Below are 19,718 nucleotides of genomic sequence, written 5' to 3' on the forward strand. Positions count from 1 at the left end.
CCCCTTTTTCGTAAGAACAACAAGACCCGTTTAAGGAGCCGACGATGTCCCTCGACGCGCTGCGCGATATCCTGCCCGCCTACGCCAAGGATCTCAGCCTGAACCTGTCCTCGCTCGCCAGCGAGACGGTGCTGACCGATCAGCAGAAGTGGGGGACCTTCGTCGCCTCGGCCCACGCCATCGGCGTGCCCGCCGTGGTCAAGGCGATCGAAGCCGCCGCCGACGCGGCCGGCCTGTCGCCCGAAGCCAAGACCGCCGCCAAGGCCGCCTCGGCGATCATGGGCATGAACAACGTCTACTACCGGTCGCTGCACCTGCTCTCGAACCACGAATACCGCACGATCCCGGCCAAGCTGCGGATGAACATCCTGGCCAATCCGGGCGTCGAGAAGGTGGACTTCGAGCTGTGGTCGACGGCGGTCTCCGCCATCAACGGCTGCGGCATGTGCCTGGACAGCCACGAGGCCGAGCTGAAGAAGCACAGCGTCGCGGCCCTGACGATCCAGACCGCCCTGCGCATCGCCGCCGTGGTCAACGCGGTCAGCCGCGTGGTCGCCGCCGAAGCCGCCCTGGCCTCGTAACAACCTCTCCCCAAGGAGAGATTGCAAGGAAACGCCGTCCGGTCCGCCGGGCGGCGTTTCTGCGTTCAGAACCTTGGATGAAAGTCGCGCGGCGCCCAGCCGAAGTCACGCGCGGCGTCGCCGCTTTCGAAGGTCAGGTCCGCCTCCATGCGCTCGCCCATGCCGGCGGTGACTCCCGGCATGATCGGCGAGGCCAGGGTCAGGCCGATCCGCCACAGGGCCGGCGGCAGGCTGACGATCAATGGACGCCGACCCAGCCCCTCGAACACTCGCCCTGCCATCGCCCGATAGCTCAGTGTCTCGCCGCCGGTCAGGTCATAGGCGCGATTCTTGGCCTTTGCGCTGGCGGCCGCGTCGATCGCCCCCTGCGCGAGGTCCGCCGCATGCACCGGCTGGCGCAGTCCGCCGCCCTGGCCCGACAACGGCAGGAAGCCCAGCCTGCGGATCAGGCCGGCCAGACGGCTGACATTGCGGTCGCGCCCTTCGGCATAGATCAAGGTGGGGCGCAGGATGGTCCACGCCACCTTGTTGGCCTGACAGAAAGCGATGGTCGCCGCCTCGGCGTCGGCCAGGGCCTGGGCCACCTCGCGCTCCTCGGCGTTGGCGGAGGCCGCCTTGGTGAACCGGCTGGTGGACGAGAACGCGACCAGACGCTTCATGCCCGCCGCCTTAAGGGCCGGCAGCGCCTTGGGCAGCAGCCAGATGGGCGACAGGCTGAACACCGTGGCCGTCGGTGGCAGACGTTGCGCCAGATCGTCCTCGGAAAGATCGCCCCGGATCATGCGCACGTCGTCCACCGGCGCCTCGCGGCTCAGGCCGTAATAGTCGTGCCCGCCGGCCGCCAGCCGCTCGATCAGGAAGTCGCCGATCAGGCTGGTCGCGCCGAGGACGAGAATCGGGGACGAAAGCGCGCTCATGGCTCCTAATACGCGTCCCCGCCGCTGGTGGAAGCGGCCTCGACGGCATAGATGGGCTTGACCCGTTCTTCTGGAGTCCCCCATGCATAACGTGAAATCCGGCGAGGTCGCCATGCCGGTCCTTGGCTTTGGCACCTGGCAACTTGAGGGCGACACCGCCCGCCGCATGACCGAGGCGGCCCTCGAAATCGGCTACCGCCACATCGACACCGCCCAGATCTACAAGAACGAACGTGAGGTCGGGGCCGGCATCAAGGCTTCAGGCGTCGCGCGGGGCGACGTCTTCCTGACCACCAAGGTGTGGATCGAACGCTTCGCCCAGGGCGACCTGCAAGCCTCCGTCGAGGAAAGCCTGGAGCGCCTGGGTGTCGAACAGGTCGACCTGCTGCTGCTCCACTGGCCCAAGGCGACCCCCGCCATCGAAGAGACGATGGAAGCCCTCAATGAGGTGCAGGCCCGGGGCTGGACCCGCGCTATCGGCCTGTCCAACTTCCCGTCCGACCAGCTGAAAAAGGCCGCCGCCCTGGCCGCCGCGCCCATCGCCACCAACCAGGTCGAGTATCACCCCTACCTGTCGCAGAAGGCCCTGCTGGCCGCGACGAAGGACATCGGCGCCTCGCTCACCGCCTGGTCGCCCCTGGCCCAGGGCAAGATCGCCGACGATGCGGTGATCAATGAAGTCGCTAAAGCCCACGGCAAGACCGCCGGCCAAGTCACGCTGCGCTGGCTGGTGCAGCAGGACGGCGTCGTCGCCATTCCCCGCACTCAGAAGGAAAGCCGCGCCCGCGAGAACTTCGACATTTTCGATTTCGAACTGACCGCCGACGAGATGGCCAAAATTCATGCTCTGGCCAATCCCAAGGGCCGACTGGGCGACTGGCTGGACCCGGCGTTCAAATGGGACGCTGAATAGTCCTTGCGTGCTTCGAGACGCACTTCGTGCTCCTCAGCATGACGACGGTGGTTTGCCTCTGAATTCGTCATCCTGAGGAGCCGGCGAAAGTCGGCGTCTCGAAGGACGCAACGCAGGTGACACGGGAAGGCGGCGGGCCTAGCTTCGCCGCCTTCGCTGTATCTGGGGGTTCTTGATGCGTCGCCGTTCCTTCCTCGCCGCCCTGCCGGCCGCCGCCGTGGCCGCCCCGGCCCTGGCCCAGTCGCAACTGCTCAGTGGCGATAACCCCAACCGCCAGCGCCCGGACGTGCATTCGGGCGACCGAGTGGACGGCGCCAACTTCGCCTCGCGCTCGGCGGCCTGGGGCTTGAATGGCGCGGCGGCCACCGCCCACCCCCTGGCCACCCAGGCGGCGATCAGCGTCCTCAAGAAGGGCGGTTCGGCCGTGGACGCGGCCATCGCCGCCAACGCCTGCCTTGGCCTTATGGAGCCTATCGCCTGCGGCATCGGCGGCGACTGTTACGTCATGCTGTGGGACCCCAAGGCGAAAAAGGTCATGGGCCTGAACAGCTCCGGCCGCTCGCCCAAGGGTCTGTCGCTGGCGACAGTGCGCAGCCGCGCCAAGAACGGCCTGTTGCCCTCGTGGGGCGCGGTCACGGTCAGCGTCCCCGGCGCGGTGGACGCCTGGCGCGCCATGCACGAGCGCTATGGCAAGCTGAAGTGGGCCGACCTGTTCGAGGACGCCATCCACTATGGGGAGCAAGGCTTCCCCATCACACAGAACGTCGCCTTCTACCTGGCCGGCAGCCAGAAGCGGTTCACCAACCCGGCCTCGCAGATCGAGGAGCACGAGAACTTCCTCAAGGTCTGGGCGCCCACCGGCAAGACGCCTGTCGAGGGCGAAGTCTTCAAGAACCCCGACCTGGCCCGCACCTACCGCCTGATCGCCCAGGGCGGCGGCCGCGCCTTCTACGAGGGCGAGATCGCCGAGACCATCGAGCGCTACTTCAAGCGCATCGGCGGCTGGATGACCAAGGCCGACCTGACCAATCACAAGGCGGTCTGGACCAATGTCTACAAGAGCGGCTACCGCGGCGTGGACGTCTACGCCCTGGCCGACAACACCCAGGGCCTTGCGACCCTGCAGCTCCTGAACATCATGGAGACCTTCGACATCAAGTCGATGGGCTTCCAGTCGGCGGCCGCCATCCACCATGCCGTTGAAGCCAAGCGCCTCGCCTATGAGGACCGCGCCCGCTACTACGCCGATCAGGACTTCTACAAATCCCCCATCGAGTGGCTGATCTCCAAGGACTACGCCGCCCAGCGCGCCAAGCTGATCCGCCCCGACAAGATCCTCACCCCCGTCTATCCGGGCCAGGCGCCGAGCAAGGGCGACACCACCTATTTCACCACCGCCGACAAGGACGGGATGATGGTTTCGATCATCCAGTCCAACTATCGCGGCATGGGTTCGGGCCTGGTGCCCGACGGCCTGGGCTTCATGTTCCAGGACCGGGGCGAACTGTTCGCCCTGACCGACGGCCACCCCAACATCTACGCCCCCGGCAAGCGTCCCTTCCAGACCATCATCCCGGGCTTCGCCACCAAGGGCGACCAGCCCTGGCTGTCCTTCGGCGTCATGGGCGGCGACATGCAGCCCCAGGGCCAGGCCCAGATCATCAGCAACATGGTCGACTTCGGACTGGGGGTGCAGGAAGCCGGCGACGCGCCCCGCTGGCACCATGGCGGCTCGTCCGAACCCACCGGCGCGCCGCAGGAAGGCGTCGGCGTCCTCAATCTGGAGACGGGCGTCCCGCAGGCGACACAAAAGGCCCTGGCCGCGCTCGGCTGGAAGCTCGAACCCGATCGCGGGGGCTATGGCGGCTATCAGGCCATCGAGCAGTGGCCCGGCCGCTACGCCGCCGCCACCGAGATGCGCAAGGACGGCGTGGCGCTAGCCTACTGACCATGACGCGGGACGAATTCCATGCCCTGGTCATGAGCCTCCCCGGCGTCGAGCCGGGGACCTCCTGGGGCATGGCGTCCTACAAGCTGAAGGGAAAGTTCTTCACCCGCCTGCGCGAGGAAGACGACAGCATCGTGGTCCAGGAGGTGGATTTCGACGAGCGCGACATGCTGATCGAGGCCGAGCCGGACATCTTCCACTTCACCGACCACTTCCGGAACTACCGCATGGTGCTGGTCCGTATCGGACCGGTGGAACCGGCGGTGCTGCTTGGCCTGCTGGAGCGCCGCTGGCGCAAGGTCGCACCCAAGGCCGTGGTGAGCGCCTATGACGCAGCGAACGGCAAAGCTTGAAAGGCGTTATCCGTTTGCCGCCGACTCTCTAACCAGCCGATACTGCTGGTTGATTCGCACAGGCGATTCCTTGGCGGGATAATGCGGAAGCTGACCCTGGCGCTGTTGATCGGCGCCTATCTTTGTCTGTCCCTGATCGTCGCCCTTACGATTTGGCGTAATGGCGGTGGCTGGGGTGCGGGCGTTTCGGCCTTCGTCGGCGGCCTTGGCCTGTGTCTGGCCTTCCACGGCCTGATCGGCCGGATGATCGAAGCCGCCCAGCTGGAAGGCGAGGTCGACGCCCTCCGCGAAGCCCACTCCATCCTGCTGACCCAGGTCGAGCGCATCGACGCCCGGCTGACCGAGGTGGTCGAGACCGTCACCGACGACGCCCTGCGCCGCTCGGAAGAGCTGACCAGCGAAGTCCACATGCTGGAAGACGTGGTCCAGCGCATGAGCGACAAGCTGGAGACCCAGCTGTCGCAGGAAGTCGCGGCCGTTCGCTACGACACCAGCCGCCCGCGCTCGCAACAGTCGGTCGCCCTGCTCGACACCGTCCGCGACGCCCTGGCCGAGAACCGCGTCGACCTCTACCTGCAGCCCATCGTCGGCCTGCCGCAGCGCAAGATGGTCTTCTACGAGAGCTTCTCGCGCCTTCGGGACGAGGGCAATCGCGTGATGATGCCGGCAGAGTATCTGGCCGTCGCGGAGCCCGAGGGTCTGGTCGCCGCCATCGACAACTTGCTGCTGTTCCGCTGCGTGCAGGTGGTTCGCCGCCTAGCGCGCAACGACCGCAAGGTCGGCATCTTCTGCAACATCTCGCTCAACAGCCTGGGCGACGAGGCGTTCTTCTCGCAGTTCCTCGAATTTATGTCGGCCAACCGCGACCTGTCCGGCTCGCTGATCTTTGAACTGGGCCAGATCGCCTTTGACCAGCGCGGTCCGGTCGAGGCCCGCCACATGGCCCGTCTCGCCGCGCTCGGCTTCCGCTTCAGCATCGACAAGGTCAGCGACCTGGATCTCGACTTCCAGGACCTGGCCCGCGCCGACGTGAAGTTCATCAAGGTCGGGGCCCAGATGCTGCTCGACCAGCTGGAGGAGGAAGGCGGCCGCCTCGTGCTCGCCTCCCTACCCGACCTGCACGCCGCCGACTTCGCCGCGCTGACCCGCCGCTATGGTCTGGAGGTCATCGTCGAGAAGGTGGAGAGCGAACGTCAGATCGTCGACCTGCTCGACCTCGACATCGGCTACGGCCAGGGCAACCTGTTCGGCGAGCCCCGGGTGGTGCGCGACGCGGTCCTGGCCGAGGCCGAAGCCCCGTCCCAGTTCTTCCGCGAAGCCCTGCGCCGCCGGGTGGGGCGCTAAACTCTAAAATCCGCTCATCCCGGCGAAGGCCGGGACCCAGGTGAAGCACTGCTGGCTCATCGGATGAATCTGGGTCCCGGCCTTCGCCGGGAAGAGCGGGGCAGGGAAAACCCCACCCCGCCTGCACCTTATTTCGCCGGACCCTTGTCGAGCGTCGGCCACTTGACGCCGAGCTGTTCCAGATAGGTCTGGCCTTTAGTCTCGTCGTAATAGAACGGGCGCATCTGCTCCCGGTACTGGGCCATGATCCCGGTGTTCAACTCGACCGGCGGTTTGGCGTCGCCGATCAGTGGGGCGTATTTCTCGTTCTTGGTCTGGACGTTGGTGAAGTAGTCCTTGGCCGCCTTGCGCAGCTCCGGCTTCATCAGCAGGTCCAGGGTCGTCATCGCCACCACCTTTGAGCCGGCCACCACGCCCTTGTGGGCGATGGGCGTGGCCATGGAGATGCCGTTGCGCCAGTTGTGACCCGGCAGGCCCGGGATGTTGGACGGATAGTTCACCGTGATGGTCGGCACGGCCCACGACACGTCGCCGATGTCATCCGACCCGCCGCTGCGGGGTTCTTCCAGCGGAGGCTCCAGCTTCTTCAGCTCGGTATCCAGGCCCGCGGTCTTGTCGGCGCCGACATTGGCCTGCACCGCCTTGGCGAAAGCCTGATCGTCAGCGTCCCACTTGGGCAGGCCCACCGCCTGGATGTTGGCGTAGGCGGCCTCGGCGATCGGCTTGGAGAAGTGGCGCGGGGCCGCATAGCCGACCACGCGCTGGGTCACCGTGGTGTCGGTCATCATCGCCGCGCCGTCGGCGATCTTGTCGCCCATGGCCTTGAGGTCGGCGATCTTCTTGAAGTCCTGCTCGCGGAAATAATACCAGACGGTCGCGCGCTCGGGCACGACGTTGGGCTGGTCGCCGCCGTCGGTGATCACATAGTGCGACCGCTGCTCCGGGCGGATGTGCTCGCGGCGGAACTCCCAGCCGGCGTTCATCAGCGACACCGCGTCCAGGGCCGACTTGCCCTGCCACGGCTTGCCCGCCGAGTGGGCGGTCTCACCCTTGAAGGTGTACTGGATCGACACCAGACCGGTGCCCGAGGCCTTGCCCCAGGTGGTCTGCAGGTTGTCGCCCACGTGGGTGAAGATCACCGCATCCACGTTTTTGAACACGCCGTCGCGGACCATGTAGGCCTTGCTGGCCACCAGCTCCTCGGCGACGCCCGGCCACAGCATCAGGGTGCCGGCGATGCCGTCGCGCTCCATCAGTTCCTTGACCGCCAGGGCGGCGACCACGTTCACGGCCTGACCGGAGTTGTGGCCCTCGCCGTGCCCCGGCGCGCCCTCCACCAGCGGCTTGCGATACGGGACGCCCGGCGTCTGCGAGGACTTGGGAATGCCGTCGATGTCCGAGCCCAGGGCGATGACCGGCCCGCCGGTCTTGTTGGTCCAGGTGGCGACCCAGCCGGTGGGCAGGCCCGAGGTCCCGCGCTGGATGGTGAAGCCGTTCTTCTCCAACACGCCGGTGATGTATTTGGAGGTCTCGACCTCCTGAAAGCCCAGCTCCCCGAAGCTGAAGATCGAATCGTTCATCTGCTGGGCCAGCTTGGCCCGGGCCTCGACGCCGGCGACGGCTTCCTTCTTCAATGTCGGCAACGGCGCCGCATAGGCGGTGGTGGTCATCAGCAGCGCGACAAGCGCGCCGGGCATAGCCCGTTTCATCATCGGTCGTGATCCATGCTCAACGGGCGTAGCGCCCCCCAGGAGTTAGACGTCGTACAGCGCCTGTTCCCCAGCGCATGGGGGCATGGCGGGGCCAAGCCTGGCAAGGACACTCGCATCGTTTGGAGCTTTTATCGCCGCCTCCCTCGCCCTTGTGGCGAGGGTCCCTGCATCAGCCGCCTCGGAGCTTGTAATTCAGGCGCTGAACGAGCGGACACAGGGACCCTAGGCACAAGGCCTAGGGAGGCGAGACTGGAGCACATCGCAAGGTTCGGAATGCTCAACTCGTCAGAACCGGCCATACCCGCCCGATGATCGCTCCCGACACCCTCGACTGGCCGCGCATCGCCGCCGAACTGGACGCCCGCGGCTGGGCTCTGACCGGCCGCGTCCTCGACGACGCCGATTGCGCCGCCCTGGCCGGCCTCTACCCACAGGACGCCGGCTTTCGCAGCCGGGTGGTCATGGCTCGGCACGGCTTTGGCCGGGGTGAGTACAAGTATTTCAGCTACCCCCTGCCCCATACGGTCCAGATCCTGCGCGCCGGGCTCTATCCGCACCTGTCGGCCATCGCCAACCGCTGGGCCGAGCGCCTGTCGGAGGACCGCCGCTTCCCGCCGACCCTGGACGAGATGCTGGCCCGCTGCCGCGACGGCGGGCAGCTTCGCCCCACGCCGCTGCTGCTCACCTACGGTCCGGGCGACTATAACTGCCTGCACCAGGACCTTTATGGAGAGCACGTCTTTCCCTTGCAGGCCGCCTTCCTGCTGGACGAGCCGGGCGTGGATTTCGAGGGCGGCGAGTTCGTCCTGGTCGAGCAGCGCCCCCGCCAGCAGTCCGCGCCCCAGGTCGTACCCCTGTTCAAGGGCGAGAGCGTGATCTTCGCCGTGCGTGAACGTCCGGCGGAGGGAACGCGTGGCGTCCACCGCCGCATGTTGCGCCACGGCGTCAGCGAAATCCGCAGCGGCCGGCGGCGCACCATGGGCGTCATCTTCCATGATGCGAGTTGACCGGAACGCCTGATCCCCGCTACCGCCGGGGCATGCGCCCTGCTCCCCTGCTCCCCGCCGGCCTGTCCGAACTCAAAGATCGCTACGACGTCTTGCTGTGCGACGTCTGGGGCGTGATCCACAACGGGCGCGAAAGCTTCCCCGAGGCCTGCGCCGCCCTGGCCCGCTGGAACGCCGAGGTCGGTCCCGTGGTGCTGATCTCCAACGCGCCCCGCCCGGCCAGCGATGTGCTGTCCCAGCTTGAGCAACTGAAGGTGCCGCAGGAGTCGTGGGCCGCCTTCGTCACCTCCGGCGACGCCACCCGCGCCCTGCTGGCCGAACGCGCTCCCGGCCCGGTCTGGACCGTCGGCCCCGTGCGCGACGGCCCGCTCTATGATGGCCTGGGTCTGGCCTTCGCGGATGCGGAGGACGCCGCCTTCATCTCCATGACCGGCCTCTATGACGACGAGACCGAAACGCCGGAGGACTACCGCGAGCGCCTGCAGGTCGCGGCCGACCGCAAGCTGCCCCTGATCTGCGCCAATCCCGACCGCGTGGTGCAACGCGGCGACAAGCTGATCTACTGCGCCGGCGCCCTCGCCGATCTTTACGAGACCCTGGGCGGCCAGGTGCTGATGGCCGGCAAGCCCTACGCCCCGATCTACGACCTTGCGCTAACAGAGGCCGAACGCCTGCTGGGCCGCCCGGCCGACCGCAGCCGCGTGCTGTGCATCGGCGACGGCGTCATCACCGACGTCCTGGGCGCCGAAAATCAAAAGCTGGACTGCCTGTTCATCGCCAAAGGCATCCACGGCCTGAAGGCCATGGGTCCCGACGGCCGCCTGCACGCCCCCGCGGTCGAAGCCCTGCTGGCCGCAGAGGGGACCACCGCCGCCTTCGCCATGGGCGACCTCGTCTGGTGACATCGCCCCCGCACGGGGTACAACGGCGCCGCAACATAAGAATGCCGGAACGGCGAGGAGAGCGCGGGTGAAGAGCCATTTCCTGGAAGACCTGAGCGTCGGCATGTCCGCGCAGACCACCAACCTGGTCACCGAGGACGTCATCCAGAAGTTCGCAGCGGTCAGCGGCGACACCAATCCGGTCCATCTGGACGCCGAGTTCGCGGCGGGTACGTCCTTCGGCGAGCGGATCGCCCACGGCATGCTGTCGGGCGCCTATATCTCGGCCGCCATAGGGACCAACCTGCCCGGGCCCGGCGCGATCTACATCTCGCAGTCCATGTCCTTCAAACGCCCGGTGAAGATCGGCGCGGAGGTGGTGACCCGTGTCGAGATCACCGCCATCGACGAGGCCAAGGCCCGCGTCACCTTCGCCACCGTCTGCACCGTGAACGGCAAGGCCGTGGTCGACGGCGAGGCCGTGGTCATGGTCCCCCGCCGGAGCGCCTGATTGACCCTTCGCATCATCCATAGCTGGAAGGACCTGGGTCCCGAGGATCGCGGCGCGTCCGTAGCCCTGGGCAACTTCGACGGCGTCCACCAGGGCCACCAGCACGTCATCGGCGCGGCGGCCGAGGCGGCCAGGCGGCTCGACGCCCCGCTCGGCGTCATCACCTTCGACCCGCATCCACGCCGCCTGTTCCGGCCCAACGAGCCGGCCTTCAAGCTGATGAGCCACGACCAGCAGGCCCGCGCCCTTGAGGCCCTGGGCGTGCGGCGGCTCTACCTGCTGCCCTTCGATTTCGAGATGGCCAGCCTGACCGACCGCGACTTCGCCGAGAAGGTTCTGAAGCAGGGCCTGGGCGTACGCCACGTGGCCGTAGGCTTCGACATCTCCTTTGGCCGTGGCCGCACCGGCAGCGCCGACCTGATGCGCGCCTATGGCGACGAGCTTGGCTTCTCGGTTTCAGTCGAGGAAGCCGTGGGCGAAGAGAGCGGCAAGTTCTCCTCCACCGGCGTGCGCGAAGCACTGCGGTCAGGCCACCCCGAAGAAGCCGCCCACATCCTGGGTCAGCCCTTCGCCATCGAGGGCATCGTGCGTCGCGGCCGCCAGCTGGGCCGGCAGCTTGGCTTCCCCACAGCCAATGTGGCGCTGGAGGACTACGTGGTCCCCAGGCTGGGCGTCTACGCCACCCGCACCCGCCTGCCCGACGGCCGCGTGGTTCCGGGGGTCGCCAACCTGGGCAACAACCCCACCACCGGCGAGGTCGAGACGCGGCTGGAGACCTGGCTGTTCGACTTCGACGAGGATCTCTACGGCCAGAACCTTGAGACCCAGCTGATCGCCTTCCTCCGTCCCGAGGAAAAGTTCAGCTCCATCGAGGTCATGGTCGAGCAGATCCGCCGGGATGAAGCCCAGGCGCGGAAGATTCTGGGGGCCTGATTGTCGGACTGATCGGCCGCCGTGCGTCCTTCGGGCAACAGCCCCAAGGAGGACGCCCCATGAGCCCCGACGAAGCCGACATCCGCGCCCTGATCGAAGCCCGCTCGCAGGCCATCCGCGACAAGGACGCCGACCGCGCCCTCGCGACCTACGCCGGTCAGGTCGTCAGCTATGATCTGGCCCCGCCCCTGGCCATGACGGGAGATGTCGAGGGCGCGCGCGAAGGCCTGACCGCGTGGTTCGGCACTTGGGAAGGCGCCATCGGCTATGAGGTCCGCGACCTCGCCGTGGACAGGAGCGACCATCTGGCCCTCGCCTACGGCTTTCTGCGCATCTTCGGGCTCAAGACGGACGGCGAGCGACCCAGCGTCTGGACGCGAATGACTCTGGGCCTGCGCAAGATCGATGGCTCGTGGCGAATCCACCACGAGCACGTCTCGACACCTTTTTACATGGACGGCAGCGGCAAGGCCGCCCTCGACCTGGAGCCCTAGAAGTCCCCGAACCAGTCCGTCTCGCCGCCGATCGGCATGCCAGGCGGCGTGGCGGGGATGCGGCGTTCCTGGGCCAACAAGGGCGCAAGCTTGTCACGGTCGTTGAGCAGACCGGCCAGCCAGCGCGCATGCACGCTCTCGGCGTCCGCCCCCTTGGCCGACCCCAGCCGCTTGGCCAGGTCGTCCAGCCGCGCGGCGAGGATCGAGGCGGCGGTCGGCGACACGTTCGGATCGTCCTTAGCTGCGGCCAGGGCGAACACCGTCCGCGCCTGCACCCGGCGACGCACGTCGGCCAGACGGCCGGCGGGGACCGAGCCGTCGAAGGCGCTGGCCAGGATGCGGCGGGTCAGCTCGTCCACGCCCACATTGGCCGGGTCGCGGCGATGCTGGTCGGCCACGCGGTTGAGGCGCGTCGGGTCCAGCAGGTTGCTCAGGGTCATCCCCGCCGCCACATCGGCCGCCACCAGCGGGTCGAACACAGGCCCGCCCATGGTGCGGAACACCTCGATCTCGTGCTGGCGGTCGCTGTCGCCGGAATTGCCCGAGGATAGGTAAGGCAGCACCGCCTCCGGCACGTCCAGGTTGGCGGCCTCCAGAGTGGTCATCAGCGCGTCCAGCGCCGCGCGCTGGTGCGTGGCCGGAACCACGGCGGCCGCTTCATGCCCGTCGCCCTTCACCGAATAGGCGAAGTCCAGCCCGCCGATCAGCTTCACCGCCGCCTCGGCCTGATAGCGATGCAGCAGATAGACCGGCACGAACTTGCGGCGCAGCTCGTTGGCGCCCTCGCCCGGATGCAGGGCCTTCAGGCCATAGGTCTCCACCGCGACCTTGCGCACGCCCATCATGCGGACCAGTTCCGCCGCAGGGTCCGAACCATCATCCCACAGGCTGCCCCAGGGCTGGCCGAACGTACCCGAGCGGGCGTCCGCGTCCGTAGTGTAGCGCAGCTTGCCCGCCGCCGCGGCCTTGGCGTCGGCGCTCGCCTTGTCGCCATACAGCCAATCGACGATGAACTTGTCCCAGGCCCCGACGCCGACGCCATAGGCGTCCGACAGGTCGATCTGGCCATTGGCCACGCTCAGGCGCGGGGCGGGATAGTCCATGACCGACTCGCGGCCCTGGGTGCTGGCGGCGAAGTTGTGCGCGAAGCCCAGGGCGTGGCCCACCTCGTGCGCAGACAGCTGGCGCATGCGGGCCAGGGACGCCACCACCGGATCGTTCGGCGTGCCGGTCCCGACCTTGTCGGCGCCCACCAGGGCCTCGAAGATCATCATGTCCTGGCGCACCCGCAGCGAGCCGAGCAGGACCGAGCCCTTGATGATCTCGCCCGTGCGCGGATCGGCGATCGCCTGGCCGTAGGACCAGCCGCGCGTCGCCCGGTTGGTCCAGTTGATGACGTTGTAGCGAACGTCCAGCGGGTCGGCGCCCTCGGGCAGGATCTCCACGCGATAGGCGTCGATATAGCCGGCGTCCTCGAACGCCTTGGCCCACCAGGCCGCGCCTTCCTGCAGGGCGGTGCGGATCGGTTCCGGCGCGGCGCGGTCCACGTAGAAGACGATGGGCTTCTTCACCCGCGACTTGGGCGCCGCCGGATCGGTCTTCTCCAGGCGGAAGCGCGACACCAGCCGCTGCACGATGGGGTCGCCCAGCGGGGCGGCGTAGTCGTTGACGATGTTGCCGAACGCGCCCGAGCGCTGGTCGAAGGCGCGGACCTCGAACCCCGGCTCCGGCAGTTTGATCAGCGAATGGCGCACCGCCAGGGTGATCAGCTTGGAGTCGGGCGCGATGTTGCGCACCTCCGGCCCCGGCGTTTCGGAGGCGAAGGTCAGCCGCGCCTCCATCTCGATATTGTCGGGGAACACCTTGGTCGCCGCCGCGTCGGCCAGCGACAGGTCCGCCACCTGCTTGAAGCCGCCCTCGCCGCCCCGCTTCAGGGAGTCGGCGATGCCCATGACGTCGCGGGTCAGGAAGCTGGAGATGTCCACCACCAGGCGGCCGTCGGCCTCCTCGCGCTCGATCTTGCCGGCCCAGACGGTGGAATAGGCGAAGCTGTCGCGGGCGGCGGCCTGTTCGTCAGGCCCGGCCCCCTCGGCGCGGAACTTAGGGTTCTCGTACTCGACCACGACCTTGCCGCCGATGCGGCGGAAGACCAGCAGCCGCCCCTCGCCCGCCGCCGCCTTGTCCAGGCCGATCGGCGCCGAGCCCAGGCCGGTCTTCAGCGCGGGCATGTAGATGTAGCGGCCGGCGATCCCGTCCTTGCCGGGCTTGGGCAGTGACAACATCACCTTGCCCTGCGCGGCGTCCACCAGGACGGGCAGCAGGCCCTCCTTGCGCTCGACGCTGGAAGCAGCGGCGGGCTTGGCCGCCTGCGCCTGCGCCAGTTGCGGCGCCGCCGCCATAAGAGCCGTCGCGGCCACGGCCGCCATCAACATACGCTTGCCCATGGAACTCCCCCCGGAACTTGAAGCGAAAGGGATAGGGGCAGTTTCGGCGACCGTCGAGACATAGCAGCGGTCGCCGCGATGAACGCCGCCTCTTGCTCGATCGACAGGCGTCGCCCAATAACCGCGCATGGTTGCGTTCCGGCCCCTTTTCTTGCGCCTGCCCCGGCTCCAGACCGAGAGCGACGAGTTTCTGCACCTCGACGCCCTGCGGTTCCTGGCGGCGGCCGGGATCGTCTTCTTCCATCTGATGGGCGAACTGCGCCTGCCGGACCTGGGCGAGGACATGATCAAGCGGTCGGGGCCGCTGAACCTTCTGGTCGATCTGTTCTTCGTGGTCTCGGGCATCGTCATCGCCCACGCCTATGCCGGGCGGCTGAAGACCCCGGCCGACTATGGCCGCTTCCTGCAAAAGCGGGTGGCGCGGCTGGCGCCCTTGCACTGGCTGACCCTGCTGGCCTTCCTGCCGCTGCAGGCCTGGCTGATGCCGGGCCGCTTCGCCAAGCTGGATATCGGCTGCCTGGCGCCCACGGCCCTGTTCCTGCACGCCATCCCAAACTGCGGCGGCCTGAGGTTCAACTTCCCCAGCTGGTCCATCGGGGCCGAGATGATGATGTACGTGGCCCTGCCGGCCTTCCTCATCCTCTATCGCCGCGCCTGGAGCCTGTTCCTGGCCGCCGCCCTGGTGCTGGTCTTCCTCTACGCCGTCGGCCGGGCCGGGCCGATCAACCGGCCCTGGTGGGAGTGGACCTTCGACTGGGGCGTCATGCGCGCCCTGCCCGCCTTCATGATCGGACTGGGCCTCTACGCCATTCGCGACAAGCTGCGCCTGCTGCCCGCGCCCAAGCTGCTGCTGGCCGCCACGACCCTGGCCTATATCCTCGGCATGTACTTTCGGGTCCCCAAGGCGATCCTGGTGCTGGTGGTCTATGCCTGCGCGGCCACGGCCCTGGCGGCGGACCTGCGGGGCAAGGTCGACGGCCTGACCCGCCGCCTGGCGCCGCTGGGTCAGCTGACCTACTCGCTCTACATGTGGCACGCCTTCTTCCTGCTGTTCTTCGTCCAGCAGCTGCCCCGGCGGACGGGGATCGGCCATGACGTCTGGATCGCCCTTTCGGCGCCCCTGCTGATGATCGTCGCCTATGTCTCGCTGTTCGCGTTCGAGCGGCCGATGCGCGCATGGATATCCGGTCTGCCGTTGTTTCCCCGCAAGACGGGTGACGCCCCCGCCCCTTCTCTGGTATCAGCCGCCGATGACCTTCCTTCGGTCCATTCCGCGAATTACGCGCCCGGCGTGACGCCGCCCGCTGAGGCCGCGCGCGCGCCGGGATCGCCGATCACCGCCCCCTCCGCTCCCCGCAGCGGCGAAGCCGTCTGACGACGGCGCCTGATTTTTCGAGACGAATGACCATGGCCGACGACGCCACCCCGACCACCGGCCGCGACTATCGCGAGACGGTTTTCCTGCCCGAAACCCCGTTCCCCATGCGCGGCGGCCTGCCCCAGAAGGAGCCGCAGATCCTCGCCGACTGGGGCGACCTTTACGGCGCCATGCGCAAGGCGCGCCAGGACGCCGGCGCGCCCCTGTTCGTACTGCATGACGGCCCGCCCTACGCCAACGGCCCGATCCACATCGGCCATTCGCTGAACAAGCTGCTGAAGGACTTCGTCGTCCGCTCGCGCTTCGCCCTGGGCTTCGACGTCGATTACGTGCCCGGCTGGGACTGCCACGGCCTGCCCATCGAGTGGAAGATCGAGGAAGAGTTCCGCGCCAAGGGCCGCCGCAAGGACGAGGTTCCCGCCGCCGAGTTCCGTTCGCGCTGCCGCGAATACGCCGGCGAGTGGATCGAGATCCAGAAGGAAGAGTTCAAGCGCCTCGGCGTCCTGGGGAACTGGGAAGGCCGCTATGCGACCATGGACTACGCGACCGAAGCCAAGATCACCGGCGAGTTCCACAAGTTCCTGATGAGCGGCCAGCTCTATCGCGGCTCCAAGCCCGTGATGTGGAGCCCGGTCGAGCGCACCGCCCTGGCCGACGCCGAGGTCGAGTACCACGACCAGGTCTCGCCGATGATCTGGGTGAAGTTCCCGGTGACGAGCACCGGGCAGGTCGGCGCGACGAAAGATGAGCCGAAGGCCCTAGGCCTTGGTGCATCTGTCCTCATCTGGACCACCACGCCTTGGACCATCCCCGCCAATCGGGCCGTGAGTTACAACCCAGAAATCTCCTATGGCCTGTACCGAGTGGAGGCGATTGAGGAGGGCTTGGAATTCGAGCCTTGGGTCACCATCGGGGAGCAACTGATCGTCGCCGACAAGCTTGCAGAGCAGGTGTTTGCCGCCGCGAAGATCGCGAAGTTCGAGCGGGTCGGCGACGTCAATCCCGACAATCTGCTGAGATTGGCCCACCCACTCGCCAAGCTAGACCAGTACTATAGATTCCCGGTTCACATGCTGGCCGGCGATCACGTCACCGACGACGCGGGTACGGGCTTCGTCCACACCGCCCCCGGCCACGGCCAGGAAGACTATCAGGTCTGGCTCGCCCACGGCCACCGCGAGATCCCCGACACCGTCGACCCGGACGGCGCCTACTATCCGTCCGTCGCCCTGTTCGGCGGCCTCAAGGTGCTGGAGACCGAGGGCAAGAAGGCCGGCAAGTTCGGCCCCGCCAACGGCGCGGTGATGGAGAAGCTGATCGAGGCTGGCGCCCTGCTTGCCCGCGGCCGGCTGGAGCACTCCTATCCCCACAGCTGGCGCTCCAAGGCGCCGGTGATCTACCGCAACACCCCCCAGTGGTTCATCCGCATGGACCATGAGGGCGAGGGTGGGACCCTGCGCAACAAGGCGTTGGCCGCCATCGACGCCACCGCCTTCCACCCCGCCCAGGGCCGCAACCGCATCCGCGGCATGGTCGAGACGCGCCCGGACTGGCTGATCAGCCGCCAGCGCAACTGGGGCACGCCGCTGGCCATGTTCGTCGACAAGGAGACGGGCGAGCCGCTGCATGACCCCGAGGTCAATCAGCGCATCATCGACGCCATGAAGGCCGAGGGCGCCGACGCCTGGTTCACCCGTCCGGTGACCGACTTCCTCGGCGCGCACGATCCGGCCCGCTACGAGAAGATCGAGGACATCCTCGACGTCTGGTTCGACAGCGGCTGCACCCACGCCTTCACCATCGAGGGCCGCGCCGATTCCAAATGGCCCGCCGACCTTTATCTCGAAGGCTCCGACCAGCATCGCGGCTGGTTCCAGTCGTCACTGCTGGAAGGCTGCGGCACCCGCGGCCGCGCGCCCTACAATGCGATCCTGACCCACGGCTTCACCCTCGACGAGAACGGCGAGAAGATGTCGAAGTCGAAGGGCAACACGATCGCCCCGCAGTCGGTCATCAAGGAAAGCGGCGCCGAGATCCTGCGCCTGTGGGTCGCCTCGGTGGACTATGCCGACGACCAGCGCATCGGAAAGCAGATCCTGCAGGGCGTCGCCGACGCCTATCGCAAGCTGCGCAACACGGTGCGCTACCTGCTGGGCGCCCTGGCCGGCTTCGACGACGCCGAGCGCCTGCCGCTGGACCGGATGCCGCCGCTGGAACGGTATGTCCTGCACCGCCTGCACGAACTGGATGGTCAGGTCCGCGCCGCCTACGCCGAGTACCGGTTCAGCGACGTCCTGCGCCCCATCGCCGAGTTCTGCGCCCAGGACCTGTCGTCCTTCTATTTCGACATCCGCAAGGACGCTCTCTACTGCGACAGCCCCGACAGCGAACGCCGCCGGGCCTGCCGCACGGTGATGGACGCCGTCTTCGAGCGCCTGACCATCTGGCTGGCGCCGCTGACGCCGTTCACGATGGAGGAAGCCTGGACCACGCGCTTCCCCGACGCCGGCTCCAACTGCCTGCGCGTGATTCCGGAAACCCCGGCCGAGTGGAAGAACGACGCCGAGGCCGCCCGCTGGGCCAAGGTCGAGCTGGTCACCCGAGCGGTCACCGGCGCCCTTGAGATCGAGCGCCGTGAAAAGCGCATCGGCTCGGCGCTGGAAGCCGCGCCGGTCGTCCATGTGGCCGACGCCGACCTGCTGGCCGCCTTCGACGGCCTGGACGCCGCCGAAATCTTCCGCACCAGCCAGGCGACCCTGGTCGCCGGCGACGGTCCGGCTGACGCCTTCCGCTCGGAAGACGTGAAGGCCGTGGCGGTCGAACCCACCCTCGCCCAGGGCGCCAAGTGCGCCCGCTCCTGGCGGGTCCTGCCGGAGGTCGGCTCCGATCCTCGCTATCCGGACCTGTCGCTGCGGGACGCTCAAGCCGTCGCCGCCTGGGATGCCGCCCATGGCTAAGCCGAACATCACCCGCTGGGGCTGGATCGCCTACGCCATCGCCGCGGCGGTCATCGTCGTCGATCAGGCGGTGAAGTACTGGATCCTCAACATCTACGACCTGCCCCTGCGGGGGTCGGTCGAGGTGGCGGGCCCCTTCTACCTGACCATGGTGTGGAACCAGGGCGTCAGCTTCGGCCTGCTGCAGGCCGGGCACGACCTGGCCCGCTGGGCTCTGGCCGGCTTCTCCCTGGCGGTGGCCTTCTTCCTGGCCGGCTGGGCGCGCAAGACCGAGCGCCCGATGCTGGGTCTTGCGCTCGGCCTCGTCATCGGCGGCGCGCTGGGCAACCTGATCGACCGGGTTCGCTTCGCCGCCGTGGCCGACTTCCTGGACTTCTCGCGGCTTTATTTTCCGTGGGTGTTCAACATCGCCGACGCTGGAATCACCGTCGGCGTGGTGCTGCTGCTGATCGACAGCCTGTTCGGGGACAGCGCCAAACGCTGACCCTAAAGGGCCGGCCGAAATAACAACGACTGTTTCAAGTCTGCAATCGTATCTGGTATACGATCGTCTAACAAAACTGCGACGATCAAGGTGAGGTGAAGCCGTTTACGCCTCCCCTCCAAATGCGGTATCTGCGACGTCCGTATGTAGGCCGGGGGCGGCCGCTGGAGCTTGGATTTCATGAGTTTGACCCGCGTCGTCGCGATCGCCGCCATCATCAGCGCCGCCGGATTGGCGGGCTGCCAGAGCGCCTCCAAGGCCCTGGGCATGTCGAAGGTCACCCCGGATGAGTTCCGCGTCGTCACCAAGGCGCCGCTCGTCCTGCCGCCCGATTTCTCCCTGCGTCCGCCCGCACCCGGCCAGCCGCGCGCCGCCGAACTGGCGCCCGACAGCGCCGCCCGCGCCCAGCTTCAGGGCCAGGCCGCCGCGGCCGATCGCTCGCAGGGCGAGAACATCCTCGTGGCCCGCGCCGGCGGCGGCTCCGCCGACCCGCTGATCCGCTTCGTCGTCGACGACGAAAACGGTGAGCTCGCCCACAAGGACAAAAGCTTCGCCGACCGCGTGATGTTCTGGCGCAAGGATCAACCGGCTGCCGGCGGCGACGCCGCCACCGCCGGCCAGTCCGCGCCAGTCGTCAGCGCCGAGGCCGAAGAGCAGCGCCTGAAAGCCCTCACGGGCGGCAAGGCGGTGGTGATCTCCCGCGGCAGCGGCGGGATCAAACTGCCGGGCCTCTAAGTCCGGGCTGCGTGGCGGCCCCCGCGGTCGCCACGGTCCCAGACGGCGCGTTGCGAGACGGACTTGAACGACCGGCGGCTCGAACCGTCGGCGATCGCATCATCGCCTTGAAGGGACTGAAACCAA

Annotated in this window: 17 protein-coding genes; 14 read left to right on the forward strand and 3 right to left on the reverse strand. The window is 67.7% G+C overall.

Translation table 11 applies throughout. The features are described from left to right. Positions 1-44: 44 nt before the first annotated feature. Entirely contained in the window at positions 45-581 is a 537-nt protein-coding gene (locus O5K31_RS14980) for a carboxymuconolactone decarboxylase family protein (RefSeq protein ID WP_269714545.1), read from the forward strand. A 65-nt stretch (positions 582-646) separates the two neighbouring features. Here the strand turns inward: O5K31_RS14980 and O5K31_RS14985 are convergent, their stop codons facing one another. Beyond that, positions 647-1,498 carry an NAD-dependent epimerase/dehydratase family protein gene (locus O5K31_RS14985; protein ID WP_269714546.1) on the reverse strand — a complete coding sequence of 284 codons (852 nt, stop codon included), beginning with the start codon at positions 1,496-1,498 and terminating at the stop codon, positions 647-649. A gap of 82 nt (positions 1,499-1,580) precedes the next feature. On the opposite strand from O5K31_RS14985, the gene O5K31_RS14990 reads away from it, so the two are divergent. The 4 genes from O5K31_RS14990 to tipF all read left to right on the forward strand — a co-directional run bounded on the left by O5K31_RS14990 (position 1,581) and on the right by tipF (position 6,056). Further along, positions 1,581-2,411, forward strand: a complete 831-nt coding sequence (locus O5K31_RS14990; RefSeq protein WP_269714547.1) for an aldo/keto reductase — start codon at positions 1,581-1,583, stop codon at positions 2,409-2,411. A gap of 175 nt (positions 2,412-2,586) precedes the next feature. After that, positions 2,587-4,359, forward strand: a complete 1,773-nt coding sequence (gene ggt, locus O5K31_RS14995; protein WP_269714548.1) for a gamma-glutamyltransferase — start codon at positions 2,587-2,589, stop codon at positions 4,357-4,359. A gap of 2 nt (positions 4,360-4,361) precedes the next feature. Continuing rightward, complete coding sequence (locus O5K31_RS15000) at positions 4,362-4,712, forward strand: MmcQ/YjbR family DNA-binding protein (protein ID WP_269714549.1); 351 nt, start codon at positions 4,362-4,364, stop codon at positions 4,710-4,712. Between the two features lie 81 nt (positions 4,713-4,793). Then, positions 4,794-6,056 (forward strand): flagella assembly cyclic-di-GMP phosphodiesterase TipF, encoded by a 1,263-nt coding sequence (gene tipF / locus O5K31_RS15005; protein ID WP_269714550.1) that lies wholly within the window; start codon positions 4,794-4,796, stop codon positions 6,054-6,056. A 128-nt stretch (positions 6,057-6,184) separates the two neighbouring features. On the opposite strand, the gene O5K31_RS15010 is transcribed toward tipF, so the two are convergent. Next, positions 6,185-7,768 carry an amidohydrolase gene (locus O5K31_RS15010; RefSeq protein WP_269714551.1) on the reverse strand — a complete coding sequence of 528 codons (1,584 nt, stop codon included), beginning with the start codon at positions 7,766-7,768 and terminating at the stop codon, positions 6,185-6,187. Between the two features lie 308 nt (positions 7,769-8,076). Between O5K31_RS15010 and O5K31_RS15015 the strand changes: the two genes are divergently transcribed. From O5K31_RS15015 to O5K31_RS15035, 5 genes are all read left to right on the forward strand, one after another. Beyond that, a complete protein-coding gene (locus O5K31_RS15015; protein WP_269714552.1) occupies positions 8,077-8,775 on the forward strand; it encodes a 2OG-Fe(II) oxygenase in 699 nt (232 codons plus the stop codon). Positions 8,776-8,807: 32 nt separating this feature from the next. Beyond that, a complete protein-coding gene (locus O5K31_RS15020) occupies positions 8,808-9,677 on the forward strand; it encodes a TIGR01459 family HAD-type hydrolase (protein WP_269717071.1) in 870 nt (289 codons plus the stop codon). 67 nt (positions 9,678-9,744) lie between these two features. Beyond that, on the forward strand, positions 9,745-10,167 hold the full coding sequence (locus O5K31_RS15025; RefSeq protein ID WP_269714553.1) for a MaoC family dehydratase: 423 nt from the start codon (positions 9,745-9,747) through the stop codon (positions 10,165-10,167). Continuing rightward, positions 10,168-11,100 (forward strand): bifunctional riboflavin kinase/FAD synthetase, encoded by a 933-nt coding sequence (locus tag O5K31_RS15030; RefSeq protein ID WP_269714554.1) that lies wholly within the window; start codon positions 10,168-10,170, stop codon positions 11,098-11,100. It begins immediately after the preceding gene. A gap of 59 nt (positions 11,101-11,159) precedes the next feature. Beyond that, on the forward strand, positions 11,160-11,594 hold the full coding sequence (locus O5K31_RS15035) for a YybH family protein (protein ID WP_269714555.1): 435 nt from the start codon (positions 11,160-11,162) through the stop codon (positions 11,592-11,594). On the opposite strand, the gene O5K31_RS15040 is transcribed toward O5K31_RS15035, so the two are convergent. Then, entirely contained in the window at positions 11,591-14,038 is a 2,448-nt protein-coding gene (locus O5K31_RS15040) for a zinc-dependent metalloprotease (protein ID WP_269714556.1), read from the reverse strand. The two genes, O5K31_RS15035 and O5K31_RS15040, sit on opposite strands and share 4 nt — an antisense overlap. Positions 14,039-14,189: 151 nt before the next feature. Between O5K31_RS15040 and O5K31_RS15045 the strand changes: the two genes are divergently transcribed. From O5K31_RS15045 to O5K31_RS15060, 4 genes are all read left to right on the forward strand, one after another. Continuing rightward, complete coding sequence (locus O5K31_RS15045; RefSeq protein ID WP_269714557.1) at positions 14,190-15,413, forward strand: acyltransferase family protein; 1,224 nt, start codon at positions 14,190-14,192, stop codon at positions 15,411-15,413. Between the two features lie 32 nt (positions 15,414-15,445). Next, on the forward strand, positions 15,446-18,373 hold the full coding sequence (gene ileS / locus O5K31_RS15050; RefSeq protein WP_269714558.1) for an isoleucine--tRNA ligase: 2,928 nt from the start codon (positions 15,446-15,448) through the stop codon (positions 18,371-18,373). Continuing rightward, positions 18,366-18,857, forward strand: coding sequence for a signal peptidase II (lspA, locus tag O5K31_RS15055; RefSeq protein WP_269714559.1), 492 nt, complete (start codon positions 18,366-18,368; stop codon positions 18,855-18,857). The genes ileS and lspA overlap by 8 nt, the downstream gene beginning before the upstream one ends. Positions 18,858-19,037: 180 nt before the next feature. Beyond that, on the forward strand, positions 19,038-19,592 hold the full coding sequence (locus O5K31_RS15060; RefSeq protein WP_269714560.1) for a DUF3035 domain-containing protein: 555 nt from the start codon (positions 19,038-19,040) through the stop codon (positions 19,590-19,592). Positions 19,593-19,718: the final 126 nt, after the last annotated feature.

Source organism: Caulobacter sp. NIBR2454, from assembly GCF_027474405.1.
Taxonomy (GTDB): Bacteria; Pseudomonadota; Alphaproteobacteria; order Caulobacterales; family Caulobacteraceae; genus Caulobacter.

Bases quoted from the DNA above. Each gene is read 5' to 3' on its own strand.
- O5K31_RS14980 (WP_269714545.1), top strand. From the start codon at position 45: ATGTCCCTCGACGCGCTGCGCGATATCCTGCCCGCCTACGCCAAGGAT.
- O5K31_RS14985 (WP_269714546.1), bottom strand. From the start codon at position 1,498: ATGAGCGCGCTTTCGTCCCCGATTCTCGTCCTCGGCGCGACCAGCCTG.
- O5K31_RS14990 (WP_269714547.1), top strand. From the start codon at position 1,581: ATGCATAACGTGAAATCCGGCGAGGTCGCCATGCCGGTCCTTGGCTTT.
- ggt (WP_269714548.1), top strand. From the start codon at position 2,587: ATGCGTCGCCGTTCCTTCCTCGCCGCCCTGCCGGCCGCCGCCGTGGCC.
- O5K31_RS15000 (WP_269714549.1), top strand. From the start codon at position 4,362: ATGACGCGGGACGAATTCCATGCCCTGGTCATGAGCCTCCCCGGCGTC.
- tipF (WP_269714550.1), top strand. From the start codon at position 4,794: ATGCGGAAGCTGACCCTGGCGCTGTTGATCGGCGCCTATCTTTGTCTG.
- O5K31_RS15010 (WP_269714551.1), bottom strand. From the start codon at position 7,768: ATGATGAAACGGGCTATGCCCGGCGCGCTTGTCGCGCTGCTGATGACC.
- O5K31_RS15015 (WP_269714552.1), top strand. From the start codon at position 8,077: ATGATCGCTCCCGACACCCTCGACTGGCCGCGCATCGCCGCCGAACTG.
- O5K31_RS15020 (WP_269717071.1), top strand. From the start codon at position 8,808: ATGCGCCCTGCTCCCCTGCTCCCCGCCGGCCTGTCCGAACTCAAAGAT.
- O5K31_RS15035 (WP_269714555.1), top strand. From the start codon at position 11,160: ATGAGCCCCGACGAAGCCGACATCCGCGCCCTGATCGAAGCCCGCTCG.
- O5K31_RS15040 (WP_269714556.1), bottom strand. From the start codon at position 14,038: ATGGGCAAGCGTATGTTGATGGCGGCCGTGGCCGCGACGGCTCTTATG.
- ileS (WP_269714558.1), top strand. From the start codon at position 15,446: ATGGCCGACGACGCCACCCCGACCACCGGCCGCGACTATCGCGAGACG.
- lspA (WP_269714559.1), top strand. From the start codon at position 18,366: ATGGCTAAGCCGAACATCACCCGCTGGGGCTGGATCGCCTACGCCATC.
- O5K31_RS15060 (WP_269714560.1), top strand. From the start codon at position 19,038: ATGAGTTTGACCCGCGTCGTCGCGATCGCCGCCATCATCAGCGCCGCC.